Here is a 21,346-nt window from a genome sequence, read left to right as displayed (position 1 = left end):
CTTATAGTCATGCCAACAGTAATGACTTTAAGCGAGCAGCGCCATGAATGCCTCTCTCAATTCCATCCGCTACCGTACCCTGGCCGGCACCGTTCTCACCCAGTTCGCCCTCGGTTCCGTCTACACCTGGAGCCTGTTCAACGCCCAGCTGTCGCACAAGCTCTCCGAACCGGTCAGCCAAGTAGCGTTCGCCTTCGGCCTGCTGAGCCTGGCCCTGGCTGTCGCCTCTTCCCTGGCCGGCAAGCTGCAAGAACGCTTCGGCGTGCGCAAGGTCGCCATCGGCGCCGGCTTGCTGCTGGGGCTGGGCTTCTATCTGACCTCCCAAGCCAGCAATCTGGTGATGCTCTATCTGTGCGCCGGCCTGCTGGTGGGCTTTGCCGACGGCGCCGGCTATTTGATGTCGCTGTCCAACTGCGTGAAATGGTTCCCGGAACGCAAGGGCCTGATCTCGGCTTGCGCCATCGGCGCTTACGGCCTGGGCAGCCTGGGCTTCAAGTTCATCAATCTGGCGCTGCTGTCGCACTTCAGCCTGGAAGCCACTTTCCAGCTGTGGGGGCTGATCGCCATGGCCATGGTGCTGGCCGGCTCGCTGCTGATGACGGACGCGCCCAAGCAAGAAGCCGCTGCGCAATCGAACGGCAGCCGCGACTTCACGCTGGCCGAATCCATGCGCCAGCCGCAATACTGGATGCTGGCCATGATGTTCCTGACCGTGTGCATGAGCGGCCTGTATGTGATCGGCGTGGCCAAGGACATCGGCGAGAGCTTTGTCCACCTGCCGGCGCTGACCGCCGCCAATGCCGTCGCCGTGATCGCCGTGGCCAATCTGTCCGGCCGCCTGGTGCTGGGCGTGCTGTCCGACAAGATGCCGCGCATCCGCGTCATCACCCTTGCCCAGATCGCCGCCCTGGCCGGCATGCTGACCTTGCTGCTCGCGCCGCTGAACGCCACGCTGTTCTTCGCCGCCATCGCCTGCATCGCCTTCAGCTTCGGCGGCACCATCACCGTGTACCCGTCGCTGGTCAGCGATTTCTTCGGCCTGAACAATCTGACCAAGAACTACGGCGTGATCTACCTGGGCTTCGGCATCGGCAGCATCGTCGGCTCCATCGTGGCTTCCTTGTTCGGCGGCTTCCTCGCCACCTTCCACCTGATCCTGGCGCTGCTGATCGTGTCCCTGCTGTTTTCGCTGATCATCCGCCAGCCAGGCGCAGCGAAGGCCGCAGAAGAAAACTTCCACGCCGAGCCGCATCTGGGCAAGGCCTGATCCACCCGCCCGCAACGACAAAGCCCCCGACATCGGGGGCTTTTTGCATTGATGACGACCCATCCATGCAAGACCTGGTCTTGGAACCTTGACCAGCAAGGGAAACTGTCCCGCATTTCCATCCGCTTTGTTTACTGTCTTCCCATAAGCCTCGCATACGATTAGGATATGTATAATGTATATTATATTTATTTGTACTTATCTTAATCATATCAATCGAGACAAACATGCACCCCATCTATTCATTCAAGAGTTTTGCGGAACTGGAGATCTTCATCGATCAACTGGAAAGCGTTGGACAAATGGCTGGCGCCAAAGACCTCCAGCACAATTTCCTGTACGTTAACGCCAGCTATGCAGACTTCCATGGTTTGCCGCGGGAACAAATCATTGGCAAGAAGTCTGGGGACATGCCCAATGGCATTTCCGTTCTGTCCCAGCTCATGTATGAACAAGATCAAATGGTGCTGCTCCAGAAAAAAAAGATCATCATGGGAAGCATTCACCCTCATCGCAACGGCGATCCGCGCGCCTACAAGTTCCGCAAATACCCCGCCCTGCTAAACGGCAAAGATCCGCTTATTCTATTCACCGGCGAGGATTTGACTTGCGATACCACGTTCTGGAGCGACATTCTGTGGGGCATCGAACCGGCTTTCAAAGTGGAAAAATTAGTTGCGGCTTCCTATGCGCAGCTGCTGGAGTCCAAGGAACTCAAAATCCCGCTTAACGAAAATGAATTATCGGTCCTGACGCTGCTGCTCCGTGGCGTGCCGGTCAAGCGCATCGCCTCCATCTACGACCTATCCACGCGCACGGTTGAAAATAGAATAGAGTCTTTAAAAGATAAATTTGGCGCGCTGAACCAACAAAACCTGATTGATACCGCCAGGAAAATGGGGTACCAGTCAGTCATATCACGCGCCATATTCAAAGATCACATGACATACAACCTGCTGGTGGAGTGATATGAAAAACAGTAAAACGATTCTGATCATCCTGCTGTCCACCAGCATCTTCGGCTTTAATTACGTTGCGGCAAAAATCAGCGGAATCAAAATTGATCCCGCTGAGACAGCAATGCTGCGCGTCATGTTCGCAGCGCTGCCCGCCTGCTTGTTCTTGCGCGTCAAGCGCGCCGACTCTCCTTACGTCTTGCTGTATGGCCTGGCTTTTTCTCTGGGTCTTTTTCTGTTTTTCAAGGGATTGAAAACTGGCATCGATACCGGCATTTCATCGGTCATCATGCAAGCCGGCTCTCTCTTCACCGCGATTGGCGGGATAATGGTTCTCAAGGAAAAATGGAATAAGTTCAATATCATTGGGTGCCTGATCGCATCCGCGGGAATTTACTCTATTTCCAGAATCAAAGAGGGAGGCATCAATACCGCAGGCATCGCCTTGGTTTTAGGTTCCGCCTTTAGCTGGACTTTCGCCAATCTTGCGGTGAGGCTTTCCCGCACCGAACGCCCGATCAGCTTTGTCGCATGGGGCAGTCTGGTATCTGCCCTGTTTTTATTGCTGATCAACTTGAGCAATGGCATGACCATCATCCACACCATTGAACAGATCGACAAGCAAGCCTGGCTAGCCATCGCCTTCCAAGGGTACATTACCACATTGGTGGGATATGGATTGTGGACCCTATTGCTAAGCAATAATCAATTGATACTGAGCGCACCCAGCTACCTGCTGGTTCCAGCTTTTGCCCTGTTATTCTCTCATCTTGTACTAGGAGAGATCATAACCATGCAAAAAGTCTTCTTCTCGTGCATTGTCGTCACAGGCGTGATCATCAATGCCAGCGCGCCTCAGCTTGCCGAGTGGAGGCCTGCCAAAAAATCGCTGATTGTATCATGACCATTTAAAATAAATAAGGCGGTTTTCTCCCCTAGCTGGCATTGGGGAGAAAACTATAATGGTCGTATCGCCCTCTTTCATCACCGCATCGAGGCAGACATGACCAGCATGCACCTTCCCAAGCTGCAATGTTTCTTTGAAGACTTCATCCAAGGCGTCTCACAGCACATCAGCAATCAACTTGCGCCTTCGGAATGGCAACGGCTGCTAGCACTGGCGCAAAGCACGCCATCGCACGATCCCGAGCTGCAATTCGCCGCGTTCGACTCGATTGAAGGCCGCATCCGCCATTACGCGTATGAAGAACAGATTTCGCCACTGGAAATACTGTCGGCGCCATATTTTTATCAGCAACTGGAAATTATCGGCCGCATAGCAGAAAGCCCGCTCTGCTATTTCAGAGAAAGCGGCATCTATCTTTGGAGCCCCGCTCCCGATTGCGACTCGCTATGCTTTTGGCTCACCTATCCAGCCTACCCGCCGGGATGGCCGGACGATCACAATGGCCTGCTCCAGCCAACTGAGCCATGTCTTCAAGCGCCGCTTTTGATCATGTGAGAAAAGCAGGTTTTTCTTAAATTGCGCGTTTGGCCAGCCAGATATCCAGCTGCCGGGCAAAAGCCTGCCGATCCGCCTGGCTCAAGGGCGGCGGGCCTTCGGTCTGGATGCCGCTGGCGCGCAGATTGTCCATGAAGTCCCGCATCGTCAGCTGGGCGGCGATGGTCTCCTTGGAGAAGGCGTCGCCGCGCCAGTTCAACGCCTGCGCGCCCTTGGCCAACGCCTCGGACGCCAGCGGGATGTCGCCGGTAATCAGCAAGTCGGTCGGCTGGATGCGGCGGGCGATCTCGTTGTCGGCCACGTCGAAGCCCTTGGGCACCTGCAGCGCGCGGATATTCGGCGCCTTCGGCACCGTCAGCAGCTGGTTGGCGACGAACACCAGCTCCACGCCGGTGCGTTGCGCCGCGCGGCACAGCACTTCCCGTATCACCTTGGGACAGGCGTCGGCGTCTACCCAGATCGTCATCGCGTTTCTTTCTCTATCCATAGGCCGCCATGATACCCGCCCTTGTCCATGACGGGAGAAAGCGCTATGCTGCGCGCCCGCCAAAAATGCCAAGGAGATATCAAGTGATCAGCGTCGACATTGCTGGCACCCGTTTCAATCTGCGCGCCGCCGCCATCATCGAGCATGAAGGCAAGGTGCTGCTGCACCGCCTGATCCGCGACGAGTTCTGGACACTGCCCGGCGGACGCGTGGAGCCAGGCGAGCATGCCGCCGCCACAGTGGAGCGGGAAATGCGCGAAGAGCTGGACGAACAGGTGGCATGCGGCCCGCTGCTGCTGTTGGCCGAGAACTTCTTCAACTACCGCGGCAAGCCCAATCATGAAATCGGCCTGTATTTCGAGACCCTCCTCGCGGCAAACTCGACACTGCCGCTGCGCGCGTCTCCCTTCGTCGTCCACGATGCCGGCGCGCCGCTGGAATTTTTCTGGTTCGACCGCGAGCAGTTAGCTGACTTACGCGTGCTGCCTGTGGAAGTGAAAGACCTGCTGCTGAACGATAAGCGCAGCCTGCGCCACGTAGTCAACCGCGGCTAATCGCCCGGCCTCCCTTTACGGCGGCCATCATGTCGACATATTGACGCTTACGTAAACGTAAGAGATGATGCGCTCATCAGGCGACGCCAACCGCGCCCCACGATCAGAACGAGGAGAAACCCCATGTACAGCAGCCTGCGCTTCGCCTTCGGCGAGACTTACGACCTCCTGCGCGAATCGGTGCGCGACTTCGCCGAACGCGAAATCGCCCCGCGCGCCGCAGCCATCGACCAGGACAACCTGTTCCCGGCCGATCTGTGGCGCAAGTTCGGCGAGCTGGGCTTGCTCGGCATCACCGTCAGCGAGCAGTACGGCGGCGTGGACATGGGCTACCTCGCCCACATGATCGCGATGGAAGAAATCAGCCGCGCCAGCGCCTCGGTGGGCCTGTCTTACGGCGCGCACTCCAATCTGTGCGTCAACCAGATCTACAAGAACGGCAACGACGCGCAGCGCGCGAAATACCTGCCCAAGCTGGTCTCCGGCGAACACGTCGGCGCGCTGGCGATGTCCGAGCCGAACGCCGGCTCCGACGTGGTCAGCATGAAGCTGAAGGCCGACAAGACCGACGGCGGCTACCTGCTCAACGGCAGCAAGATGTGGATCACCAACGGCGGCGACGCCGACACCCTGGTGGTCTACGCCAAGACCGACGTCAACGCCGGCGCACGCGGCATCACCGCCTTCATCATTGAAAAGCGCTTCGCCGGCTTCAGCCACGGCAGCAAGCTGGACAAGCTGGGCATGCGCGGCTCCAACACCTACCCCATCTTCTTCGACAACTGTTTCGTGCCGGACGAGAACGTGCTGGGCGGCGAAGGCAACGGCGTGAAAGTGCTGATGAGCGGCCTGGATTACGAGCGCTCGGTGCTGGCGGCGGGTCCCCTGGGCATCATGCAGGCCAGCCTGGACATCGTGGTGCCCTACCTGAACGACCGCAGCCAGTTCGGCCAGCCCATCGGTGATTTCCAGCTGATGCAGGGCAAGCTGGCCGACATGTACGTCAAGCTGTCCGCCAGCCGCGCCTACGTCTACGCCGTGGGCCAGGCGCTGGACCGCGGCGAAACCGGCCGCCAGACCCGCAAGGACGCCGCCGGCGCCATCCTCTACGCGGCCGAAAACGCCACCCAGCTGGCGCTGGACGCCATCCAGTGCCTGGGCGGCAACGGCTACATCAACGAGTACGCCACCGGCCGCCTCCTGCGCGACGCCAAGCTGTACGAGATCGGCGCCGGCACCAGCGAAATCCGCCGCTGGCTGATCGGCCGCGAGTTGATGTCCGAGACCCGATAAGGCCTTTAAAAGACAGCCACGAAACCCACCAAAGAACACGAAAGAAAAACGAGCATCGTGCGTTTCCCATCTATCGAGAGCGTCGTTTTTCGTGTTTTTCGTGGGGTTCGTGGCAAAACAGAGGTTTAAAAATGCCCGTGCTTTCTTCCGGCAACGCCGCCGAACGCATCGTCCAGGCCCAGCTTGACGCCTACAACGCCCGAGACCTGGACGCCTTCGCCGCCTGCTACGCCGAGGACGTCAAGGTCTACCGCCTGCCATCGATGGCGCAGAGCCTATCCGGCCGCGCCGCGCTGGCCGACCATTACACCAGCAAGCGCTTCCATCTGCCCAAGCTGCACGCCGCGCTGCTGCACCGCATCGTGCAAGGCAGCCGCGTCATCGACCACGAGGACGTGACGCTGGACGGCGAAACCCGCTTTCGCGCCGTCGCCATCTACGACGTCAACGCCGATGGCCTGATCGCGGCTGTGTGGTTCGTCGACGCTGAATGACAAGGTAAAGGAACATGCCCATTCTCGAATCCAAGCTGTCGCCGCGCGCCGCGGACTTTGTCGCCAATGCCGACAAGATGCGCGCGTTGGTGGACGATCTGAAACAGAAAGTCGCCCAGGCGGCCTTGGGCGGCGGCGAAAAGGCCCGCGCCAAGCACACCGCGCGCGGCAAGCTGCTGCCGCGCGAGCGCATCGACCTGCTGCTGGACCCCGGCGCGCCTTTCCTGGAGCTATCCCAGCTGGCCGCCTACGGCATGTACGGCGGCGACGCGCCCGGCGCGGGCATGATAGCCGGCATCGGTCGCATCAGCGGCGTCGACTGCCTGATCATCGCCAACGACGCCACGGTCAAGGGCGGCACTTATTACCCGATGACGGTGAAAAAGCATTTGCGCGCGCAGGAAATCGCCCGCGACAACCGCTTGCCCTGCGTCTACCTGGTGGACTCCGGCGGCGCCTTCCTGCCGCTGCAGGACGAGGTGTTCCCGGACAAGGAGCACTTCGGCCGCATCTTCTACAACCAGGCCAATCTGTCCGCCGCCGGCATTCCGCAGATCGCGGTGGTGATGGGCAGCTGCACCGCCGGCGGCGCCTACGTCCCGGCGATGAGCGACGAAACCGTCATCGTCAAGGAACAAGGCACCATTTTTCTGGGCGGCCCGCCGCTGGTGCGCGCGGCCACCGGCGAGGTGGTCAGCGCCGAGGAACTGGGCGGCGGCGATGTGCACGCCAAGATCTCCGGCGTGGCCGACCACCTGGCCCAGAATGACGCCCACGCGCTGGCCATCGCTCGCCGCATCGTGTCGGACCTCAACTGGAAAAAACAGGGAGAGCTGGACCGCGCCGAGCCCAAGCCGCCGCGCTACGCCGCAGAAGAAATCTACGGCGTGATTCCGGCCGATCCGAAAAAGCCATTCGACGTGCGCGAGATCATCGCCCGGCTGGTGGACGATTCGGACTTCGACGAGTTCAAGCAGAACTACGGCACGACTTTGGTGACGGGCTTCGCCCGTTTGAATGGCTACCGCGTCGGCATCCTGGCCAACAACGGCATCCTGTTCTCCGAATCGGCGCTGAAGGGCGCGCACTTCGTGGAACTGTGCTGTCAGCGCGGCATCCCGCTGATCTTCCTGCAAAACATCACCGGCTTCATGGTGGGCAAGAAGTACGAGAACGGCGGCATCGCCAAGGACGGGGCCAAGCTGGTGACGGCGGTGGCCTGCGCCAAGGTGCCCAAGTTCACCGTGCTGATAGGCGGCAGCTTCGGCGCCGGCAACTACGGCATGTGCGGCCGCGCCTACTCGCCCCGCTTCCTGTGGATGTGGCCGAACAGCCGCATCTCGGTGATGGGCGGCGAGCAGGCCGCCGGCGTGCTGGCCCAGGTGAAAAAGGAACAACTGGGCGACGCCTTCACGCCAGAGCAGGAAGAAGCGCTGAAAGCGCCGGTGCGCCAGCAATACGAAGAGCAGGGCCACCCCTACTACGCCAGCGCCCGCTTGTGGGACGACGGCGTGATCGACCCGGCCCAGACCCGCGACGTACTGGCGCTGGCGCTGGACGCCGCGCTGTCGGCCCCGGTCGAAGCCACGCGCTTCGGCGTGTTCCGGATGTGAGGAGCGGATGATGAGCTACACCACGCTGCAAATCGAGCAAACCGGCAAGGTGGCCACCGTCTGGCTGAATCGGCCGGAGCTGCACAACGCGCTGAACGAGGTGCTGATCGCCGAGCTGACCGAGGCGATGCGCCAGCTGAATCGCAAGCAGGACGTGCGCGTGATCGTGCTGGCCGGCCGCGGCAAGAGCTTCTGCGCCGGCGCGGACCTGGACTGGATGCGCCGCGCCGCCGGCTACGGCGAGGCGGAAAACCTGGCCGACGCGCAAAAGCTGGCCGCCATGCTGAAGGCCGTCTACCGCAGCGCCAAGCCGGTGATCGCCCGCATCCACGGCGCGGCGATGGCCGGCGGCACCGGCCTCGCGGCCGTCTGCGACATCGCCATCGCCACCGACGCCGCCAAGTTCGCGCTGACCGAGGTGCGGCTGGGCCTGATCCCGGCCACCATCGGCCCCTACGTCGCCGACGCGATAGGCTGGCGCCAGGCCCGACGCTATTTCCTGTCCGCCGAGCGCATCACCGCCGGCACCGCGCTGAAGCTGGGCCTGATCCACGAATTGGTCAGCGACGAGCTGCTGGACGCGCGCGTAGCCGAGATCGCCGAGGAACTGGCCAAAGGCGCGCCCGGCGCGCTGCGCGAGGCCAAGCTGCTGCTGGCCGAACTGCGCGAAGGCTCGCCGTGGGACGACCAGCTGCTGGAGCGCACCGCCGGCCGCATCGCCGCCATTCGCGCCGGCGATGAAGCGCGCGAGGGGCTGGCGTCGTTCTTCGAAAAACGCCCACCTAACTGGCTATGAACTTTTAGCCACGAAATCCACGAAAGAACACAAAAAATGGCACACCGACCGGTTCCACAGGCAGCTGCAGATCGCCCGTGTCGTTTCGTGGTTTTCGTGGCAAAACCCAGGTTGAAAATCATGTTCAATAAAATCCTGATCGCCAACCGCGGCGACCAGCAGCCGCAAGGCTGCGCAGCTGCGCAGCAAAATCCCCTGACGGCGCGCGCGCGCCGAGGCGGTTTCGCCGCGGGAGACCGCCATGTTCAATAAGATATTGATCGCCAACCGCGGCGAAATCGCCTGCCGCGTCATCAAGACCGCCCGCGCCCTGGGCATCGCCACCGTCGCCGTCTACTCCGACGCCGACGCCGGCGCCCGCTTCGTCAAGCTGGCCGACGAGGCCTACCGCCTGGGCCCGGCCCCGGCCGCCGAATCCTATCTGCGCGCCGACCTGATCCTGGCCATCGCCCAGCAGAGCGGCGCCCAGGCAGTGCATCCCGGCTACGGCTTCCTGTCGGAGAACGAAGATTTTGCCGCCGCCTGCGAAGCCGCCGGCATCGCCTTCATCGGCCCGCCGGCCTCGGCCATCGCGGCGATGGGCAGCAAGTCCGCCGCCAAGGCGCTGATGGAGAAAGCCGGCGTACCGCTGGTGCCCGGCTACCACGGCGACGAGCAGGACCCGGCGCTGCTGCAAAAGCAGGCCGACGCCATCGGCTACCCGGTTTTGATCAAAGCCAGCGCCGGCGGCGGGGGCAAAGGCATGCGCATTGTCGAGAAGAGCGAAGACTTCGCCGCCGCCCTCGCCTCCTGCCAGCGCGAAGCGCGCGCCAGCTTCGGCGACGACAAGGTATTGGTCGAGAAATACCTGACCCGCCCCCGCCACGTGGAAATCCAGGTATTTGCCGACAAGCATGGCGGCTGCGTCTACCTGTTCGAACGCGACTGCTCGGTGCAGCGTCGCCACCAGAAAGTATTGGAAGAAGCCCCGGCTCCCCACCTGCCGCAGGCCACCCGCGAAGCGATGGGCCAGGCGGCGGTGGCCGCCGCGCGCGCGGTCGGCTATGTCGGCGCCGGCACCGTCGAGTTCATCATGGACGTGGATACGGGCAAGTTCTACTTCATGGAAATGAACACCCGGCTGCAAGTCGAGCACCCGGTGACGGAAATGATCAGCGGCCAGGACCTGGTAGCTTGGCAGCTGGCCGTGGCCGCCGGCGGCGAACTGCCGCTCAAGCAGGAACAGCTGGCGATGCGCGGCCACGCCATCGAGGCGCGCATCTACGCCGAAGACCCTGACAAGGGCTTCCTGCCGTCCACCGGCACGCTGGTGCATCTGGCGACGCCGGCCGAATCCGCCAATGTGCGCATCGACACCGGCGTCGAGCAGGGCGACGCCATCTCGCCGTTCTATGACCCGATGATCGCCAAGCTGATCGTCTGGGGCGAGACCCGCGAGGCCGCGCTCAGGCAGATGGACGCCGCGCTGGCGCAGTACCAGATCGTCGGCCTGTCCAGCAATGTGTCCTTCCTGCGCCGCATCGTGAACCATCCCAGCTTCGCCGGCGGCCAGGTCGACACCGGCCTGATCGCGCGCCACCACGACGCGCTGCTGCCGCCGCCCGCCGCGCCGACCGCCAGGCAGCTGGCCTTGCTGGCGCTGGCCGAAGCCTTGGAGGATCAAGCCTGCTACCCAGCCCCCGCCGGCTGGAGATTGAACGGCGCGCTGACCCGCCGCCTCGCTTTCCTATTGAATGATCAAAACTACGAGGCGTCATTGCAGCACCATGGCGACGGCTTCATTGTCCATGCCGGCGGCGCATCGCTCCCCGCCCGCGCCAGCCTGAGGAACTCGCAGCTGGAAGCGGTGCTGGACGGCGTCAGCATCAAGGCCACCGTAGTGCGCCACGGCGCGCAGCGGGCTCTGTTCGACGGCGGCGAACGTCTGACCGTGGAACGGGTCGATCCCTATGCCTACACCGAGACCGGCGTGCACGGCGAAACCCACCTTAAGGCGCCGATGCCGGGCCGGGTGGTGGCGCTGTTGGCCGAGATCGGCAAGAAGGTGGCCAAGGGTTCGCCGCTGTTGATCCTGGAAGCGATGAAGATGGAACACACCATCACCGCCCCCGGCGACGGCATCGTTCAGGACTTTTATTTCGCCGCAGGGGAACAAGTCAACGATGGTGACGAACTGGTCGACTTTGCCGCAGAATGACCAAGTCATAAAACCAGCAAAAGGACGCGCTATGCACATCGCCTTGGAAAACATCCGCAAACTGCAGCACAACGGCCAGCCGGAGCAAGCGCTGCAACAGGCTCAGGAGCTGCTGCGCCAGCAACCGCAGCATGCCGATCTGCATTATCTGGCCGCCAGCCTGCACGATGGACGCGGCGAAGAAGCCGCCGCCATCCCGCATTATCTGCAGGCGTTGGAGCTGGGCCTCAGCGGCCACGACGCCGCCAGCGCCTGGCTGGGACTGGGCAGCAGCTACCGCGCGCTGGGCCAATATCGCGAGGCCGAGATGGCGCTGCGCGAAGGCCTGCATCATTTTCCTGAGGACCAGGCGCTGAAAACCTTCCTGGCGATGACGCTTTACAACTGCGGCCGCCACAAGGAAGCCGCCGAAAAACTGCTGACCTTGCTGGCGCAGACCAGCGCCGACGAGAACATTCGCCGCTACCAGCAGGCCATCCGCTTCTACGCCCAGGATCTGGACAAAACCTGGTAAGCCCGCCCCACTCCGGAGGACGCAAGGATGGATCCCATCATCATCGACCACCCCGGCCTGGCGCTAGCCGGCTACAGCATCGCCACCGGCAAGGCCGGCGACGATAATCTGCGGCAAATACCCGTGTTCTGGGACGAGTATTTCACCCGGCTGCGCCAGCCATTGCTGGATGCGCTGCAACTCGCCTACGCCCCGCAATACGGCGTGGTCTGCGATTTCGACCCGGCGACAGAGCGCTTCCGCTACCTGATAGCCATGCCGTGCCCGGACGAGCGCGCCCTGCCGCCGGGCTGCGAACGCCGCCGCATCGCGCCGGCCAAGTACGCCGTGTTCACCACGCCGCCGGCCAGCCCTGCCGACTTCGGCCAAGCCATCGTTCAGACCTGGCGGCACATCTATCAGGACTGGCTGCCCGCTTCCGCCAAATGGGAACACGCCGCCGGCGAGACTTTCGAACGCTACGACGAGCGCTGCGAGCCGGAGCGGACACAGCTGCAGATGGACATCTACATCCCGGTACAGCCGCGCCAGCGCTGAAGGAAAGTCATGCAAAGCGTCAAGATAGTCGAAGTCGGCCCGCGCGACGGGCTGCAGAACGAAAAGCGGCCGCTGGACACCGCCGTCAAGCTGAAACTGATCCGCCGCCTGGCCGACAGCGGCCTGCTCAGCATAGAGGCCGGCGCCTTCGTGTCGCCCAAGTGGGTGCCGCAAATGGCCGGCAGCGCCGAAGTGCTGGCCGGACTGGACTTGGACGGCCCCATCGCCTACCCGGTGCTGGTGCCCAACGACAAGGGGCTGGACGCGGCACTGGAAGCCGGCGCGCGCGAGATCGCCGTGTTCGGCGCCGCCAGCGAGAGCTTCAGCCAGAAAAACATCAACGCCAGCATCGCAGAAAGCCTGCAGCGCTTTGAAAGCGTGACGCGGCGCGCGCTGGACGCCGGCATCAAGGTCCGCGGTTATGTTTCCTGCGTGGTGGGCTGCCCGTATGAAGGCAAGATCGCCCCGCAAAAAGTGGCGGACGTGGCCAAGGCCCTGTCCGATCTGGGCTGCTATGAGATTTCGCTGGGCGATACCATAGGGGTGGGCACGCCGGCCTCGGTGCGCGAGATGCTGGACGCGGTGCTCGACGCCTTGCAGGCCAAACAGCTGGCCGGCCATTTCCACGACACCTATGGCATGGCCATCGCCAATATCCGCGCCGCGCTGGACTCAGGCCTGCGGGTATTCGACGCCTCCGTCGCCGGCCTGGGCGGCTGCCCCTACGCCAAAGGCGCTTCCGGCAACGTGGCGACGGAAGACGTGGCGTACCTGCTGCACGGCGAGGGCTACCACACTGGCATCGATCTGACTAAACTGGTGAACGCTGCCTGGTATATTGCCGACGCGCTGGGCAAAGCCCCCGCCTCCAAGCTGGCGCACGCGCTCGGCCGCCAGAGCTGAACAAACCGGCATGCCCGCCCACCTCAAAATCAATAATGACGGGCCGCGCCACAGGAGAAACCATGCAAGCAAGCAATACCCCGATCTGGACCCCGTCGGCCGAACGGCTGGCGGGCTGCCACCTCACCGCCTTCACCCGCCTGGCCGAAACCGCCTGGGGCCGCCCACTGCCCGACTACCACAGCCTGTGGCGCGCCAGCGTGGACGATCCCGGCCGTTTCTGGTCGCTGGTCTGGGATTACTGCGGCGTGGTCGGCGACAAGGGCGGCGTGGCGCTGGTCCAAGGCGAGGACATCCGCGCCGCCCGCTTTTTTCCGGAGGCGCGGCTCAATTACGCGGAAAACCTGCTGCGCCGCAACGACGACACGCTGGCCGTGGTGTTCCGCGGCGAGGACAAGATCGAAACCAAACTCACCTGGCGCGAGCTGAACCAACTGGTCTCGCGTCTGCAGCAAGCCATGCGCGCGGGCGGCATCCAGCCAGGCGACCGCGTGGCCGGCTTCATGCCGAATATGCCGGAAACCCTGGCGGCCATGCTGGCAGCCAGCAGCCTGGGCGCGGTGTGGACCAGCGGCTCGCCGGACTTCGGTCTGGACGGCGCGCTGGACCGCTTCGGCCAAACCGAACCCAAGCTGCTGTTCTGCCCGGACGGCTACTGGTACAACGGCAAGGCGGTGGACATCCGCGGCAAAATGATCCAGCTGGCCGAACAGCTCCCCAGCGTCGGCCGCGTGGTGGTGGTGCCGTATATCGGCGATGGCGAAAACTTCGCCGCCGCGGTGCCCAAGGCGAAAACGCTGGCGCATTTCCTGGCTGCTTACGACGCCCGCCCGGTTGAATACGAACGGCTGCCGTTCAACCACCCGCTGTTCATCCTGTACTCCAGCGGCACCACCGGCAAACCCAAATGCATCGTGCACGGCGCGGGCGGCACCCTGCTGCAGCACATGAAAGAACACCAGCTGCATGCCGATATCCACGCCGGCGACCACTTCTTCTACTTCACCACCTGCGGCTGGATGATGTGGAACTGGCTGATGAGCGGCCTGGCATCCGGCGCGGCGCTGATGCTGTACGACGGCTCGCCGTTTGCCGACGAAGGCCGCGTGCAGTGGGACTATGCCGCCGAGCATGGCTTCACCCATTTCGGCACCTCGGCCAAATACATAGACAGCCTGCGCAAGACCAGCATCGTGCCGGCGCGCGACTGGCAGCTGCCGCGGCTGCGCTCGCTGTTCTCCACCGGCTCGCCGCTGGTGGCGGAAAGCTACGACTGGGTCTACGCCAACGTCAAGCCGGACCTGAACCTGGCTTCCATTTCCGGCGGCACCGATATCGTCTCCTGCTTCGCCCTGGGCGCCCCCACGCTGCCGGTTTACCGCGGCGAGCTGCAATGCCGCGGCCTCGGCATGGCGGTGGACATCTTCGATGAGCTGGGCCGGCCGATCTGGCAGGAAAAAGGCGAACTGGTCTGCACCAAGCCCTTCCCGTCCATGCCGATAGGCTTCTGGAGTGACCCGAGCGGCGAAAAATACCACCAAGCCTACTTCGGCCGCTTCCCCGGCATCTGGTGCCATGGCGACTACGCCGAAATCACCGCCCATGGCGGCGTGATCATCTACGGCCGCTCCGACGCGGTGCTGAATCCCGGCGGCGTGCGCATCGGCACCGCCGAGATCTACCGCCAGGTGGAAGCCTTTCCGGAAATCCTGGAAAGCCTGGCAGTGGGCCAGTTATGGCAGGACGATGAACGCGTGGTGTTGTTTGTCAAACTGCGGGAAGGCGTGGCCTTGGACGAAGACCTGATCAGCCGCGTCAAGACGCAAATCAAAAGCGGCGCCAGTCCCCGCCACGTCCCCGCCCGCATCATCGCCGTGGCCGACATCCCCAAGACCGTCAGCGGCAAGATCGTGGAACTGGCGGTCAAGAACATCATCCACGGCCGCCCGGTCAGCAACGTCAGCGCATTGGCCAATCCGGAGGCCTTGAAGCTGTTCGAGAATCTGAAGGAGCTGGACGAGTAAGCCTTTCAAATCGGCCTGAGCAAACGAGGGCTTTTGTCCTCGTTTTTTTTACGCGGGCAACGGATATATCGACTCCAAAACGCCAAATTCCAAAACCTGAAAACGGCATGGCGATGGCCGCTCCGACACAATATACGGAGGTTTCCACCCATAAATGCGGCGAACTGAATTATCATGAAAAGAAGGGCAAGGTGATTTCCGAGTCGCAACAGGCGCTGAAATACCCATAATATTCACCAACAGTACAAGAAAGCGGAAAGCGGCGGTTTTCGGAGCGGATAAACATGTTGAGTCGGCACCAGCGCAGCTGGGGTATGGAACATTGGGCGGCTTATCTGAAAGACAGGGATATACCTGTGCTCTCCGCGACCCGTGATTTTTTCCAGTCGCTGAAATCCCAAGGCCAGGACGCGCCGGAATTCGCGCCCAAAGAACTCGCCGAAAGGGTGCAAGACGATCCGTATCTGGCTCTCAAATTACTGATAGAGGCTGAACGGCATCGTTCCAGGCGGCTAGGCAAAGAAACCACTACCCCGCTGGCGACCATCCTCCAGCTGGGCAGCGATGAATTGTATACTCTGATCGCCCATAGCCCGGTGGTGGAAGTGGATCACCCTGGCTGGAGAAACGCGGTTTCAACCGCCGTCATGGCGTCCGGCATTGCCCGGGCGTGGTCGAATTTCCGCTCAGACACCTCGCCCGAAGAAATTTCCCTGGCCACGCTCCTTTCCGAAACAGGCGAATTGCTGCTCTGGCATTTCGCGCCGGAATTGCCGATAGAGGCTATCGCGGAGTTCGAAGCCGGACGCGCCGGCAGAACAGGCCTTGCCCAGTTGAACACCGCGGGATTCACGTTCCGGCAGCTGACCCTGCAGCTGGCGGATGTCTGGCAACTACCGCAAATGATCAGCCAGCTTATCCGGGGAGTAGACAAGCCGCGCACGCATATCGCGCAAATCGCCATCGACTGCGCGCGGCATCTGATGCAAAACCCGGACAATCCCGCCCTGCCTTCCGACATCGGCAACATCGCCCAATACCTCCCAGGCGTCGCCAAAGAGAAACTGATCTCGGTCCTGCCACTTTCCGAAACTCAGCAAGCCCATCTTCTTGCCCATCTGCCAGAGCCATGACCCGACGTCCGTGCTCGCCACGGGATAAGGGGGCACGCGGACGGCATGCGCGCCGCCTCCATGCCTGCGCCGCTCTCCCAAAGACAAAAAGCCGCCTCTGCATGCAGAGACGGCTTGGCTCCAACCCATGGCCATTAATTGGATGGTTGCGTCGGCGGCAAACGCTGCAGCAAGGCAAAAGTCATATTGTCCTCACGCGGACGGTGGCCGGTCCATAGCACCTGCCACCCCGGCTCGGCCATGCCTTGTTGCCTGTCGCGAACGACCAACCAGTAATCGCACGGCGGCGTTTCGCCTGCCGGGAATGGCAGCAAATCCATACCGGCGTAGTAGCGCCAGCTGATCAGGGCCAAGCTATTATGGCTCTCCGTGGCAACGCACGACACCCCGCCAGCCGGCAGCTTGCGCAACATGCTCTGCACCACCGGGCGGTAACTCTTGGCGGCGTCAAACCAGGGCAGCCACAAAGTCATGCCCAGACCCCACAGCAGGGTCAGGCCTGCGGCCCAGTTGGTGATGGCCTGGCGGCCGCGCAAATGGGGGCGGGTCAGCGCCCACAGCCAGACCAGCGTGGCCACCAGCGCGCCCACCGCATGCCACCATGACACATGCGGCTGGTAGAACGGACTGAAATACTGGGCGCGTCCGGCCAAGCCGGCCGGCCAGCCGTAGTTCATCGCCGCCCAGCCCAGCCATACCAAAAGACCGAACAGCCCGAAGGTCATCAGCGCGAACCAATTCAGGAAGGCCGCCGCGCCGCGGCGCAGCGTATCCAGCTCCACTGCCGCCAGGATGGACAGCGGCAATAGCAACGGCATGGCGTCGGTAATGCTGGCGCGGTCGGACAGCGTCAGCAACAGCGCGATCATCAAGGCGAACAGCAGCGGCAGCTGCAGCTTGGGCGCGAGCGGCTGACGCTGGCGGTACAGGGTCCACAAGGCCAGCGGCCAAGCCGGGAAGGCGAACCACAACACGTTGACGGTGTAGTAGCCGAAATCGTGGAACATCCTGATGTGCTTGAAGCCGCTGGTCTGGCCCAAGCAGTAATTGGCCCACCAATCGGCGAAGACGGCTGGGTACTCGCGCAACAGCAACATCGGCCATACCAGGATGGCGGGCAGCGCCACCATCAGCGCCAGCAGTAGCGTCAGCGCATAGTTCTTGCAGCGCCAGGCGCTGAACGCCGGCAACATCAGCGCGGTCAGCCAGATCAGCATCAGGTCGGTGAGACTGCCGCCCAGGAAGGTGGCGACACTGGCAGCGCCGAGCAGCGCGCCGGCCAGGCCTGGCGAGCGCAGCGTCAGCGACAAGGCGTAGAAGGCGGCGGCAAAACCGGTAAAACTGACAATGACCGGCGTCAGTTGGTGGCCGGATTCGACCAAACCCAGGCAGCCGATCAGGATCATCACCACGCTGCGTCCATGGCGGCGGCCTATCAGGTCGCGGCCGGCCATGCCCGCCAGCAACAAGGCCAGCGCCATCAACAGCGGCGTGGACAGGCGGGCGGCGTCATGCGCCGGCAGCAGCCATGGCGAAAACAGCTTGACGCAGCCGGCAGCCAGCCAATAGTACAGCGGCGGATTCTCCAGATACGGCGCGCCCTGCAGCGTCGGCAACAGCCAGTTGCCGCTGTGCAGCATGCCTTGGACAACCGCCAGCACATACGGCTCGTCCGGCTTCCACGGGTCGTGCCCCAGAATACCCGGCCACAGCCAGATGAAGCACAGCAGGAGCAGCACCCAGGGTTTTTCGGTCGGCTTGGCCAGTTGGCTGGCCTGAGCGGAATAAGTGAGCATGTTTAATTCAAATCGGTTTTGTGCGGCCAAGGGCCGTCGACTTCGCGCAGTTGAAGCAAGCTTATCGCTTCTAGCCGTGCCCATGCCACTGCCTATCGGCACATCCGCACCGCATGCAGCCTGGCATGGATAAAGAGCCATGGCGGAGACAATCGTTCACATCACGCATGGAGCCATCGCACCATTTTCCTCCGCGCAGCAAAAAAGGCAGCCGGGGCTGCCTTTTTTTCCAGATACGGCGTAGCGCTTAGCGCTTGAAGAAGCTGCCGAACTTCTGGTTGAACTTGTCCACACGACCAGCGGTGTCCACGATCTTTTGCTTGCCGGTGTAGAACGGGTGGCAGCTGGAGCACACTTCGATGGAGAAGGCGTCCTTGGACATGGTGGACTTGGTTACGAACTGGTTGCCGCAGGAGCAGGTAACGGACAGTTCTTTGTAGTTCGGGTGAATATCGGTTTTCATCTCTCTACCTTTCTAATCGGGTACAGGGGTTTTGCCTGTACTGCTTGCTAAACGCGGCATTATCCGCCGTTTGCCCGCCCTTGACAAGCCAAGCGGGGCAAATAACGGTCAGGCGCGGCGCCAGGTGGTGCCGGCGGCGCTGTCTTCCAGCACGATGCCCTTGGCGGTCAGTTCGTCGCGGATGCGGTCGGACTCGGCCCAGTTCTTGGCCGCGCGCGCGTCCTTGCGGGCCTGGATCAGCGCTTCCACCTGCTCGGCCGACAGTTCGCCCTCGCTGACGCCGCCCTTCAGGAAGGCGTCCGGATCGCGCGTGAGCAGGCCGAGCACCCCTGCCAGATCCTTCAGCAGCCTTGCCTGTTGCGGATCGCGGCTCTTGTTGACTTCGCCTGCCAAGTCAAACAGCACGGCCACGGCTTCGGAAGAATTGAAGTCATCGTCCATCGCCGCCTTGAAGCGGGCGGCGTAGGCATTGTTCCAATCAATGCCCTGCGACGCCGGCAAGTCGATGCCGCGCAGCGCGGTATACAGACGGGTCAGGCCCTGCTTGGCGTCGTTCAGAATGCTGTCGGTGTAGTTGACCGGGCTGCGGTAGTGGCTGCGCACGATGAAGAAGCGGATCACTTCGCCGTCGAAGTGCTGCAGCACATCGCGGATGGTGAAGAAATTGCCCAGGCTCTTGGACATTTTCTCGCCGTCTACATTGATGAAGCCGTTGTGCAGCCAGTAATTGACGTACTGATGGCCGTGTGCGCCCTCGGACTGGGCGATTTCGTTTTCATGGTGCGGGAACTGCAGGTCTTCGCCGCCGCCGTGGATGTCGAAATGCTCGCCCAAATGGTGGCAGCTCATCACCGAGCACTCGATGTGCCAGCCCGGGCGGCCCTTGCCCCACGGGCTGTCCCACGACGGCTCGCCCGGCTTGGCAGCCTTCCACAGCACGAAGTCCAGCGGATCGCGCTTGTTCGGGTCCACTTCCACGCGCTCGCCGGCGCGCAGCTTGTCCAACGTGCGGCCGGACAGCTTGCCGTAGCCTTCAAACTCACGCACCGCGTAGTAAACGTCGCCATTGGCGGCCGGATAGGCCTTGCCCTTGGCGATCAGCTGTTCGATCAGCGCGATCATGCCGCCGACGTGATGCGTGGCGCGCGGTTCGAAAGTGGGCGGCAGCAGGCCCAGCGCGGCGGCATCCTGGTGCATGTCGGCGATGGTTTCTTCCACCAGCTGCTCCGGCGTGATGCCGCGCTCCAACGCGCGCTTGATGATCTTGTCTTCGATGTCGGTGATGTTGCGCACATAGGTGACGTCGTAGCCGGAGGCTTTCAGCCAGCGGTAGATCACATCGAAGGCGGCCAGCATGCGCGCGTGGCCGATGTGACAGAGGTCGTAGACGGTCATGCCGCAGACGTACATGCGCACTTTGCCGGGTTCGATGGGTTTGAACGCTTCCTTCTGGCGGGTCAGTGTGTTGTACAAGCTGAGCATGTCTGAAACCTATTGTGATCGGTCAAAAAGACGATGATTGTAACAGATGCGCGGCGCGCGCTGCAGCCGCAAAGCAAAACCGCCGGCAAAGCCGGCGGTTGGCAACATCAAACTGCCTTATACCTTGGGCCAGGCGATGGGGCGGTAGTCCGGCAGACCATCCTTGAACGGCGGAATGCGCTCGCCCTCCATCAGCGGCTTGACGTAATCCAGGAAGGCCTGGGTGACGCTGAAGCCATCCTCGCCGATGAATTCCGGCGGCAGCCGCTTTTCCTTGTCACCCACTGCCGATAGCGGCACTTCGGCCACGTCCCAACAGTAAGGATGGTCGTTCAGGCGCTTGATGCCGGCCATCAAGCCGGTTTTGCCGGCGAGCAGCCACTCTACCGCGCGCTCGCCCATGACATAGGCCTGCCGGACGTCGGTAGTGGAAGCCAGGTGGCCGCCGGCGCGCTGCAGATAATCCACTTGCGCCACGTGGGCGGAAATGCCGCGCTCGCGCAGGATCAGTTGCGCCAGCCAGTGTCCGGCGCCGCCCAGTTGCTCGTGGCCGTAGGTTTCAGACTTCTTGGCTTCGGCGACAAAACGGCCGTCCTTGCCGGTGATGCCCTCGGCCACCGCGATGGCGCACTGGCCATACTTGGCCAGACTGGCATCCAGCGCGGCCAGGAAGCGCTGTTCGTCGAACGGCACCTCCGGCAGCAACAACAGATGCGGCGCTTCCTGCGGGCTGCGCGAAGACGCGGCGCAGGCGGCGGCCAGCCAGCCGGTGTGGCGGCCCATGGTTTCCATGATGAAGACGCGGCCCCAGCCCATGCTGGTCATGTCCAGGCCCACCTCGCGCATGGCGCTGGCCAGGAACTTGGCGGACGAGCCGTAGCCCGGGCTGTTGTCGGTGCCGACCAAGTCGTTGTCTATGGTTTTGGGCACGCCGATCACGCCCAGCTTGTAGCCGGTATGCTTTTCAAAATCGACCAGCCGCTCGGCGCAGCCCAGCGAACCGTTGCCGCCATTGATCAGCAAATAGTGGATGTCGTGCTTGGCCAGCACATCGCGCAGGCGCAGCCAGTCTTCCGGCGCTTCTTCGAACGTGCCTATCATGCGGCGGCTGACGCCGAAGCTGCCGCCGGGCATGAAGGCCAATTGCGCGATGGCGGTGTCGGATACGCCGTCGGTATCGCACAGGCGCCCTTCCAGCAGGCCCGCCAGTCCGTCAAAGGCGGCATACAGGGACAGGCCCAGACGGCGCGCGGTCTCGATGGCGCCCTGGGCGGAAGCGTTCAGAACGGCGGTGGGTCCGCCGGATTGCAGATATACGGCTCTTGGCTTGGTCATGATCGCAACCTGAAATAGTGGACAGTCCGGGCAGCGCAAG

The 21,346-nt window shown here is 62.5% G+C and carries 21 protein-coding genes; 15 read left to right on the top strand and 6 right to left on the bottom strand.

Going from position 1 to position 21,346, the window contains the following annotated elements; genetic code table 11:
- Positions 1-43 precede the first annotated feature (43 nt).
- The 4 genes from QUG01_RS03130 to QUG01_RS03115 all read left to right on the top strand — a co-directional run bounded on the left by QUG01_RS03130 (position 44) and on the right by QUG01_RS03115 (position 3,685).
- Positions 44-1,267 (top strand): L-lactate MFS transporter, encoded by a 1,224-nt coding sequence (locus QUG01_RS03130; protein ID WP_500828841.1) that lies wholly within the window; start codon positions 44-46, stop codon positions 1,265-1,267.
- 227 nt (positions 1,268-1,494) lie between these two features.
- Entirely contained in the window at positions 1,495-2,235 is a 741-nt protein-coding gene (locus tag QUG01_RS03125) for a helix-turn-helix transcriptional regulator (protein WP_103319385.1), read from the top strand.
- A gap of 1 nt (position 2,236) precedes the next feature.
- Positions 2,237-3,127: a DMT family transporter gene (locus QUG01_RS03120; RefSeq protein WP_500828840.1), complete on the top strand. Its 891-nt coding sequence runs from the start codon at positions 2,237-2,239 to the stop codon at positions 3,125-3,127.
- Positions 3,128-3,226: 99 nt separating this feature from the next.
- Complete coding sequence (locus QUG01_RS03115) at positions 3,227-3,685, top strand: hypothetical protein (RefSeq protein ID WP_500828839.1); 459 nt, start codon at positions 3,227-3,229, stop codon at positions 3,683-3,685.
- Between the two features lie 16 nt (positions 3,686-3,701).
- On the opposite strand, the gene QUG01_RS03110 is transcribed toward QUG01_RS03115, so the two are convergent.
- Positions 3,702-4,151 carry a YaiI/YqxD family protein gene (locus QUG01_RS03110; protein ID WP_500828838.1) on the bottom strand — a complete coding sequence of 150 codons (450 nt, stop codon included), beginning with the start codon at positions 4,149-4,151 and terminating at the stop codon, positions 3,702-3,704.
- A gap of 104 nt (positions 4,152-4,255) precedes the next feature.
- Here QUG01_RS03110 and QUG01_RS03105 point away from each other — a divergent pair, with 104 nt between their 5' ends.
- The 5 genes from QUG01_RS03105 (at position 4,256) to QUG01_RS03085 (ending at position 8,922) form a co-directional block, all read left to right on the top strand.
- Positions 4,256-4,726 (top strand): NUDIX hydrolase, encoded by a 471-nt coding sequence (locus tag QUG01_RS03105; protein WP_500828837.1) that lies wholly within the window; start codon positions 4,256-4,258, stop codon positions 4,724-4,726.
- 123 nt (positions 4,727-4,849) lie between these two features.
- On the top strand, positions 4,850-6,019 hold the full coding sequence (locus QUG01_RS03100; RefSeq protein WP_500828836.1) for an isovaleryl-CoA dehydrogenase: 1,170 nt from the start codon (positions 4,850-4,852) through the stop codon (positions 6,017-6,019).
- 131 nt (positions 6,020-6,150) lie between these two features.
- Positions 6,151-6,513 carry a nuclear transport factor 2 family protein gene (locus tag QUG01_RS03095; RefSeq protein ID WP_500828835.1) on the top strand — a complete coding sequence of 121 codons (363 nt, stop codon included), beginning with the start codon at positions 6,151-6,153 and terminating at the stop codon, positions 6,511-6,513.
- A gap of 14 nt (positions 6,514-6,527) precedes the next feature.
- Positions 6,528-8,126: a carboxyl transferase domain-containing protein gene (locus tag QUG01_RS03090; RefSeq protein WP_500828834.1), complete on the top strand. Its 1,599-nt coding sequence runs from the start codon at positions 6,528-6,530 to the stop codon at positions 8,124-8,126.
- Between the two features lie 10 nt (positions 8,127-8,136).
- Positions 8,137-8,922 (top strand): enoyl-CoA hydratase/isomerase family protein, encoded by a 786-nt coding sequence (locus QUG01_RS03085; protein ID WP_500828833.1) that lies wholly within the window; start codon positions 8,137-8,139, stop codon positions 8,920-8,922.
- Here QUG01_RS03085 and QUG01_RS03080 read toward each other — a convergent pair.
- Complete coding sequence (locus QUG01_RS03080; protein ID WP_500828832.1) at positions 8,917-9,189, bottom strand: hypothetical protein; 273 nt, start codon at positions 9,187-9,189, stop codon at positions 8,917-8,919. The two genes, QUG01_RS03085 and QUG01_RS03080, sit on opposite strands and share 6 nt — an antisense overlap.
- Here QUG01_RS03080 and QUG01_RS03075 point away from each other — a divergent pair.
- The 6 genes from QUG01_RS03075 (at position 9,164) to QUG01_RS03050 (ending at position 16,230) form a co-directional block, all read left to right on the top strand.
- Positions 9,164-11,119, top strand: coding sequence for an acetyl/propionyl/methylcrotonyl-CoA carboxylase subunit alpha (locus tag QUG01_RS03075; protein ID WP_500828831.1), 1,956 nt, complete (start codon positions 9,164-9,166; stop codon positions 11,117-11,119). The two genes, QUG01_RS03080 and QUG01_RS03075, sit on opposite strands and share 26 nt — an antisense overlap.
- A 31-nt stretch (positions 11,120-11,150) precedes the next feature.
- A complete protein-coding gene (locus QUG01_RS03070; protein WP_500828830.1) occupies positions 11,151-11,633 on the top strand; it encodes a tetratricopeptide repeat protein in 483 nt (160 codons plus the stop codon).
- Between the two features lie 27 nt (positions 11,634-11,660).
- A complete protein-coding gene (locus QUG01_RS03065; RefSeq protein WP_500828829.1) occupies positions 11,661-12,170 on the top strand; it encodes a GyrI-like domain-containing protein in 510 nt (169 codons plus the stop codon).
- A 9-nt stretch (positions 12,171-12,179) separates the two neighbouring features.
- Complete coding sequence (locus QUG01_RS03060; RefSeq protein WP_500828828.1) at positions 12,180-13,073, top strand: hydroxymethylglutaryl-CoA lyase; 894 nt, start codon at positions 12,180-12,182, stop codon at positions 13,071-13,073.
- Positions 13,074-13,135: 62 nt separating this feature from the next.
- Complete coding sequence (locus QUG01_RS03055; RefSeq protein ID WP_500828827.1) at positions 13,136-15,097, top strand: acetoacetate--CoA ligase; 1,962 nt, start codon at positions 13,136-13,138, stop codon at positions 15,095-15,097.
- Between the two features lie 314 nt (positions 15,098-15,411).
- Positions 15,412-16,230, top strand: a complete 819-nt coding sequence (locus QUG01_RS03050; protein WP_500828826.1) for an HDOD domain-containing protein — start codon at positions 15,412-15,414, stop codon at positions 16,228-16,230.
- A gap of 134 nt (positions 16,231-16,364) precedes the next feature.
- Here the strand turns inward: QUG01_RS03050 and QUG01_RS03045 are convergent, their stop codons facing one another.
- From QUG01_RS03045 to QUG01_RS03030, 4 genes are all read right to left on the bottom strand, one after another.
- Complete coding sequence (locus tag QUG01_RS03045; protein ID WP_500828825.1) at positions 16,365-18,026, bottom strand: ArnT family glycosyltransferase; 1,662 nt, start codon at positions 18,024-18,026, stop codon at positions 16,365-16,367.
- 247 nt (positions 18,027-18,273) lie between these two features.
- Positions 18,274-18,489, bottom strand: a complete 216-nt coding sequence (rpmE, locus tag QUG01_RS03040) for a 50S ribosomal protein L31 (RefSeq protein ID WP_043624491.1) — start codon at positions 18,487-18,489, stop codon at positions 18,274-18,276.
- 108 nt (positions 18,490-18,597) lie between these two features.
- Complete coding sequence (gene cysS, locus QUG01_RS03035) at positions 18,598-19,971, bottom strand: cysteine--tRNA ligase (RefSeq protein WP_500828824.1); 1,374 nt, start codon at positions 19,969-19,971, stop codon at positions 18,598-18,600.
- Positions 19,972-20,088: 117 nt separating this feature from the next.
- Positions 20,089-21,306, bottom strand: a complete 1,218-nt coding sequence (locus QUG01_RS03030) for a 6-phosphofructokinase (RefSeq protein WP_500828823.1) — start codon at positions 21,304-21,306, stop codon at positions 20,089-20,091.
- Positions 21,307-21,346: the final 40 nt, after the last annotated feature.

This window comes from Chromobacterium sp. CCUG 76385, from assembly GCF_059916625.1.
Note: the sequence above shows the minus strand (reverse complement) of the source record. Positions and strands in the feature narration are given on the sequence as shown.

What these genes read in the sequence shown, in the direction of transcription:
- QUG01_RS03130 (WP_500828841.1), top strand. Translation starts at nt 44, where the DNA reads ATGAATGCCTCTCTCAATTCCATCCGCTACCGTACCCTGGCCGGCACC.
- QUG01_RS03125 (WP_103319385.1), top strand. Translation starts at nt 1,495, where the DNA reads ATGCACCCCATCTATTCATTCAAGAGTTTTGCGGAACTGGAGATCTTC.
- QUG01_RS03120 (WP_500828840.1), top strand. Translation starts at nt 2,237, where the DNA reads ATGAAAAACAGTAAAACGATTCTGATCATCCTGCTGTCCACCAGCATC.
- QUG01_RS03115 (WP_500828839.1), top strand. Translation starts at nt 3,227, where the DNA reads ATGACCAGCATGCACCTTCCCAAGCTGCAATGTTTCTTTGAAGACTTC.
- QUG01_RS03110 (WP_500828838.1), bottom strand. Translation starts at nt 4,151, where the DNA reads ATGACGATCTGGGTAGACGCCGACGCCTGTCCCAAGGTGATACGGGAA.
- QUG01_RS03100 (WP_500828836.1), top strand. Translation starts at nt 4,850, where the DNA reads ATGTACAGCAGCCTGCGCTTCGCCTTCGGCGAGACTTACGACCTCCTG.
- QUG01_RS03095 (WP_500828835.1), top strand. Translation starts at nt 6,151, where the DNA reads ATGCCCGTGCTTTCTTCCGGCAACGCCGCCGAACGCATCGTCCAGGCC.
- QUG01_RS03090 (WP_500828834.1), top strand. Translation starts at nt 6,528, where the DNA reads ATGCCCATTCTCGAATCCAAGCTGTCGCCGCGCGCCGCGGACTTTGTC.
- QUG01_RS03085 (WP_500828833.1), top strand. Translation starts at nt 8,137, where the DNA reads ATGAGCTACACCACGCTGCAAATCGAGCAAACCGGCAAGGTGGCCACC.
- QUG01_RS03075 (WP_500828831.1), top strand. Translation starts at nt 9,164, where the DNA reads ATGTTCAATAAGATATTGATCGCCAACCGCGGCGAAATCGCCTGCCGC.
- QUG01_RS03070 (WP_500828830.1), top strand. Translation starts at nt 11,151, where the DNA reads ATGCACATCGCCTTGGAAAACATCCGCAAACTGCAGCACAACGGCCAG.
- QUG01_RS03065 (WP_500828829.1), top strand. Translation starts at nt 11,661, where the DNA reads ATGGATCCCATCATCATCGACCACCCCGGCCTGGCGCTAGCCGGCTAC.
- QUG01_RS03060 (WP_500828828.1), top strand. Translation starts at nt 12,180, where the DNA reads ATGCAAAGCGTCAAGATAGTCGAAGTCGGCCCGCGCGACGGGCTGCAG.
- QUG01_RS03055 (WP_500828827.1), top strand. Translation starts at nt 13,136, where the DNA reads ATGCAAGCAAGCAATACCCCGATCTGGACCCCGTCGGCCGAACGGCTG.
- QUG01_RS03050 (WP_500828826.1), top strand. Translation starts at nt 15,412, where the DNA reads ATGGAACATTGGGCGGCTTATCTGAAAGACAGGGATATACCTGTGCTC.
- QUG01_RS03045 (WP_500828825.1), bottom strand. Translation starts at nt 18,026, where the DNA reads ATGCTCACTTATTCCGCTCAGGCCAGCCAACTGGCCAAGCCGACCGAA.
- rpmE (WP_043624491.1), bottom strand. Translation starts at nt 18,489, where the DNA reads ATGAAAACCGATATTCACCCGAACTACAAAGAACTGTCCGTTACCTGC.
- cysS (WP_500828824.1), bottom strand. Translation starts at nt 19,971, where the DNA reads ATGCTCAGCTTGTACAACACACTGACCCGCCAGAAGGAAGCGTTCAAA.
- QUG01_RS03030 (WP_500828823.1), bottom strand. Translation starts at nt 21,306, where the DNA reads ATGACCAAGCCAAGAGCCGTATATCTGCAATCCGGCGGACCCACCGCC.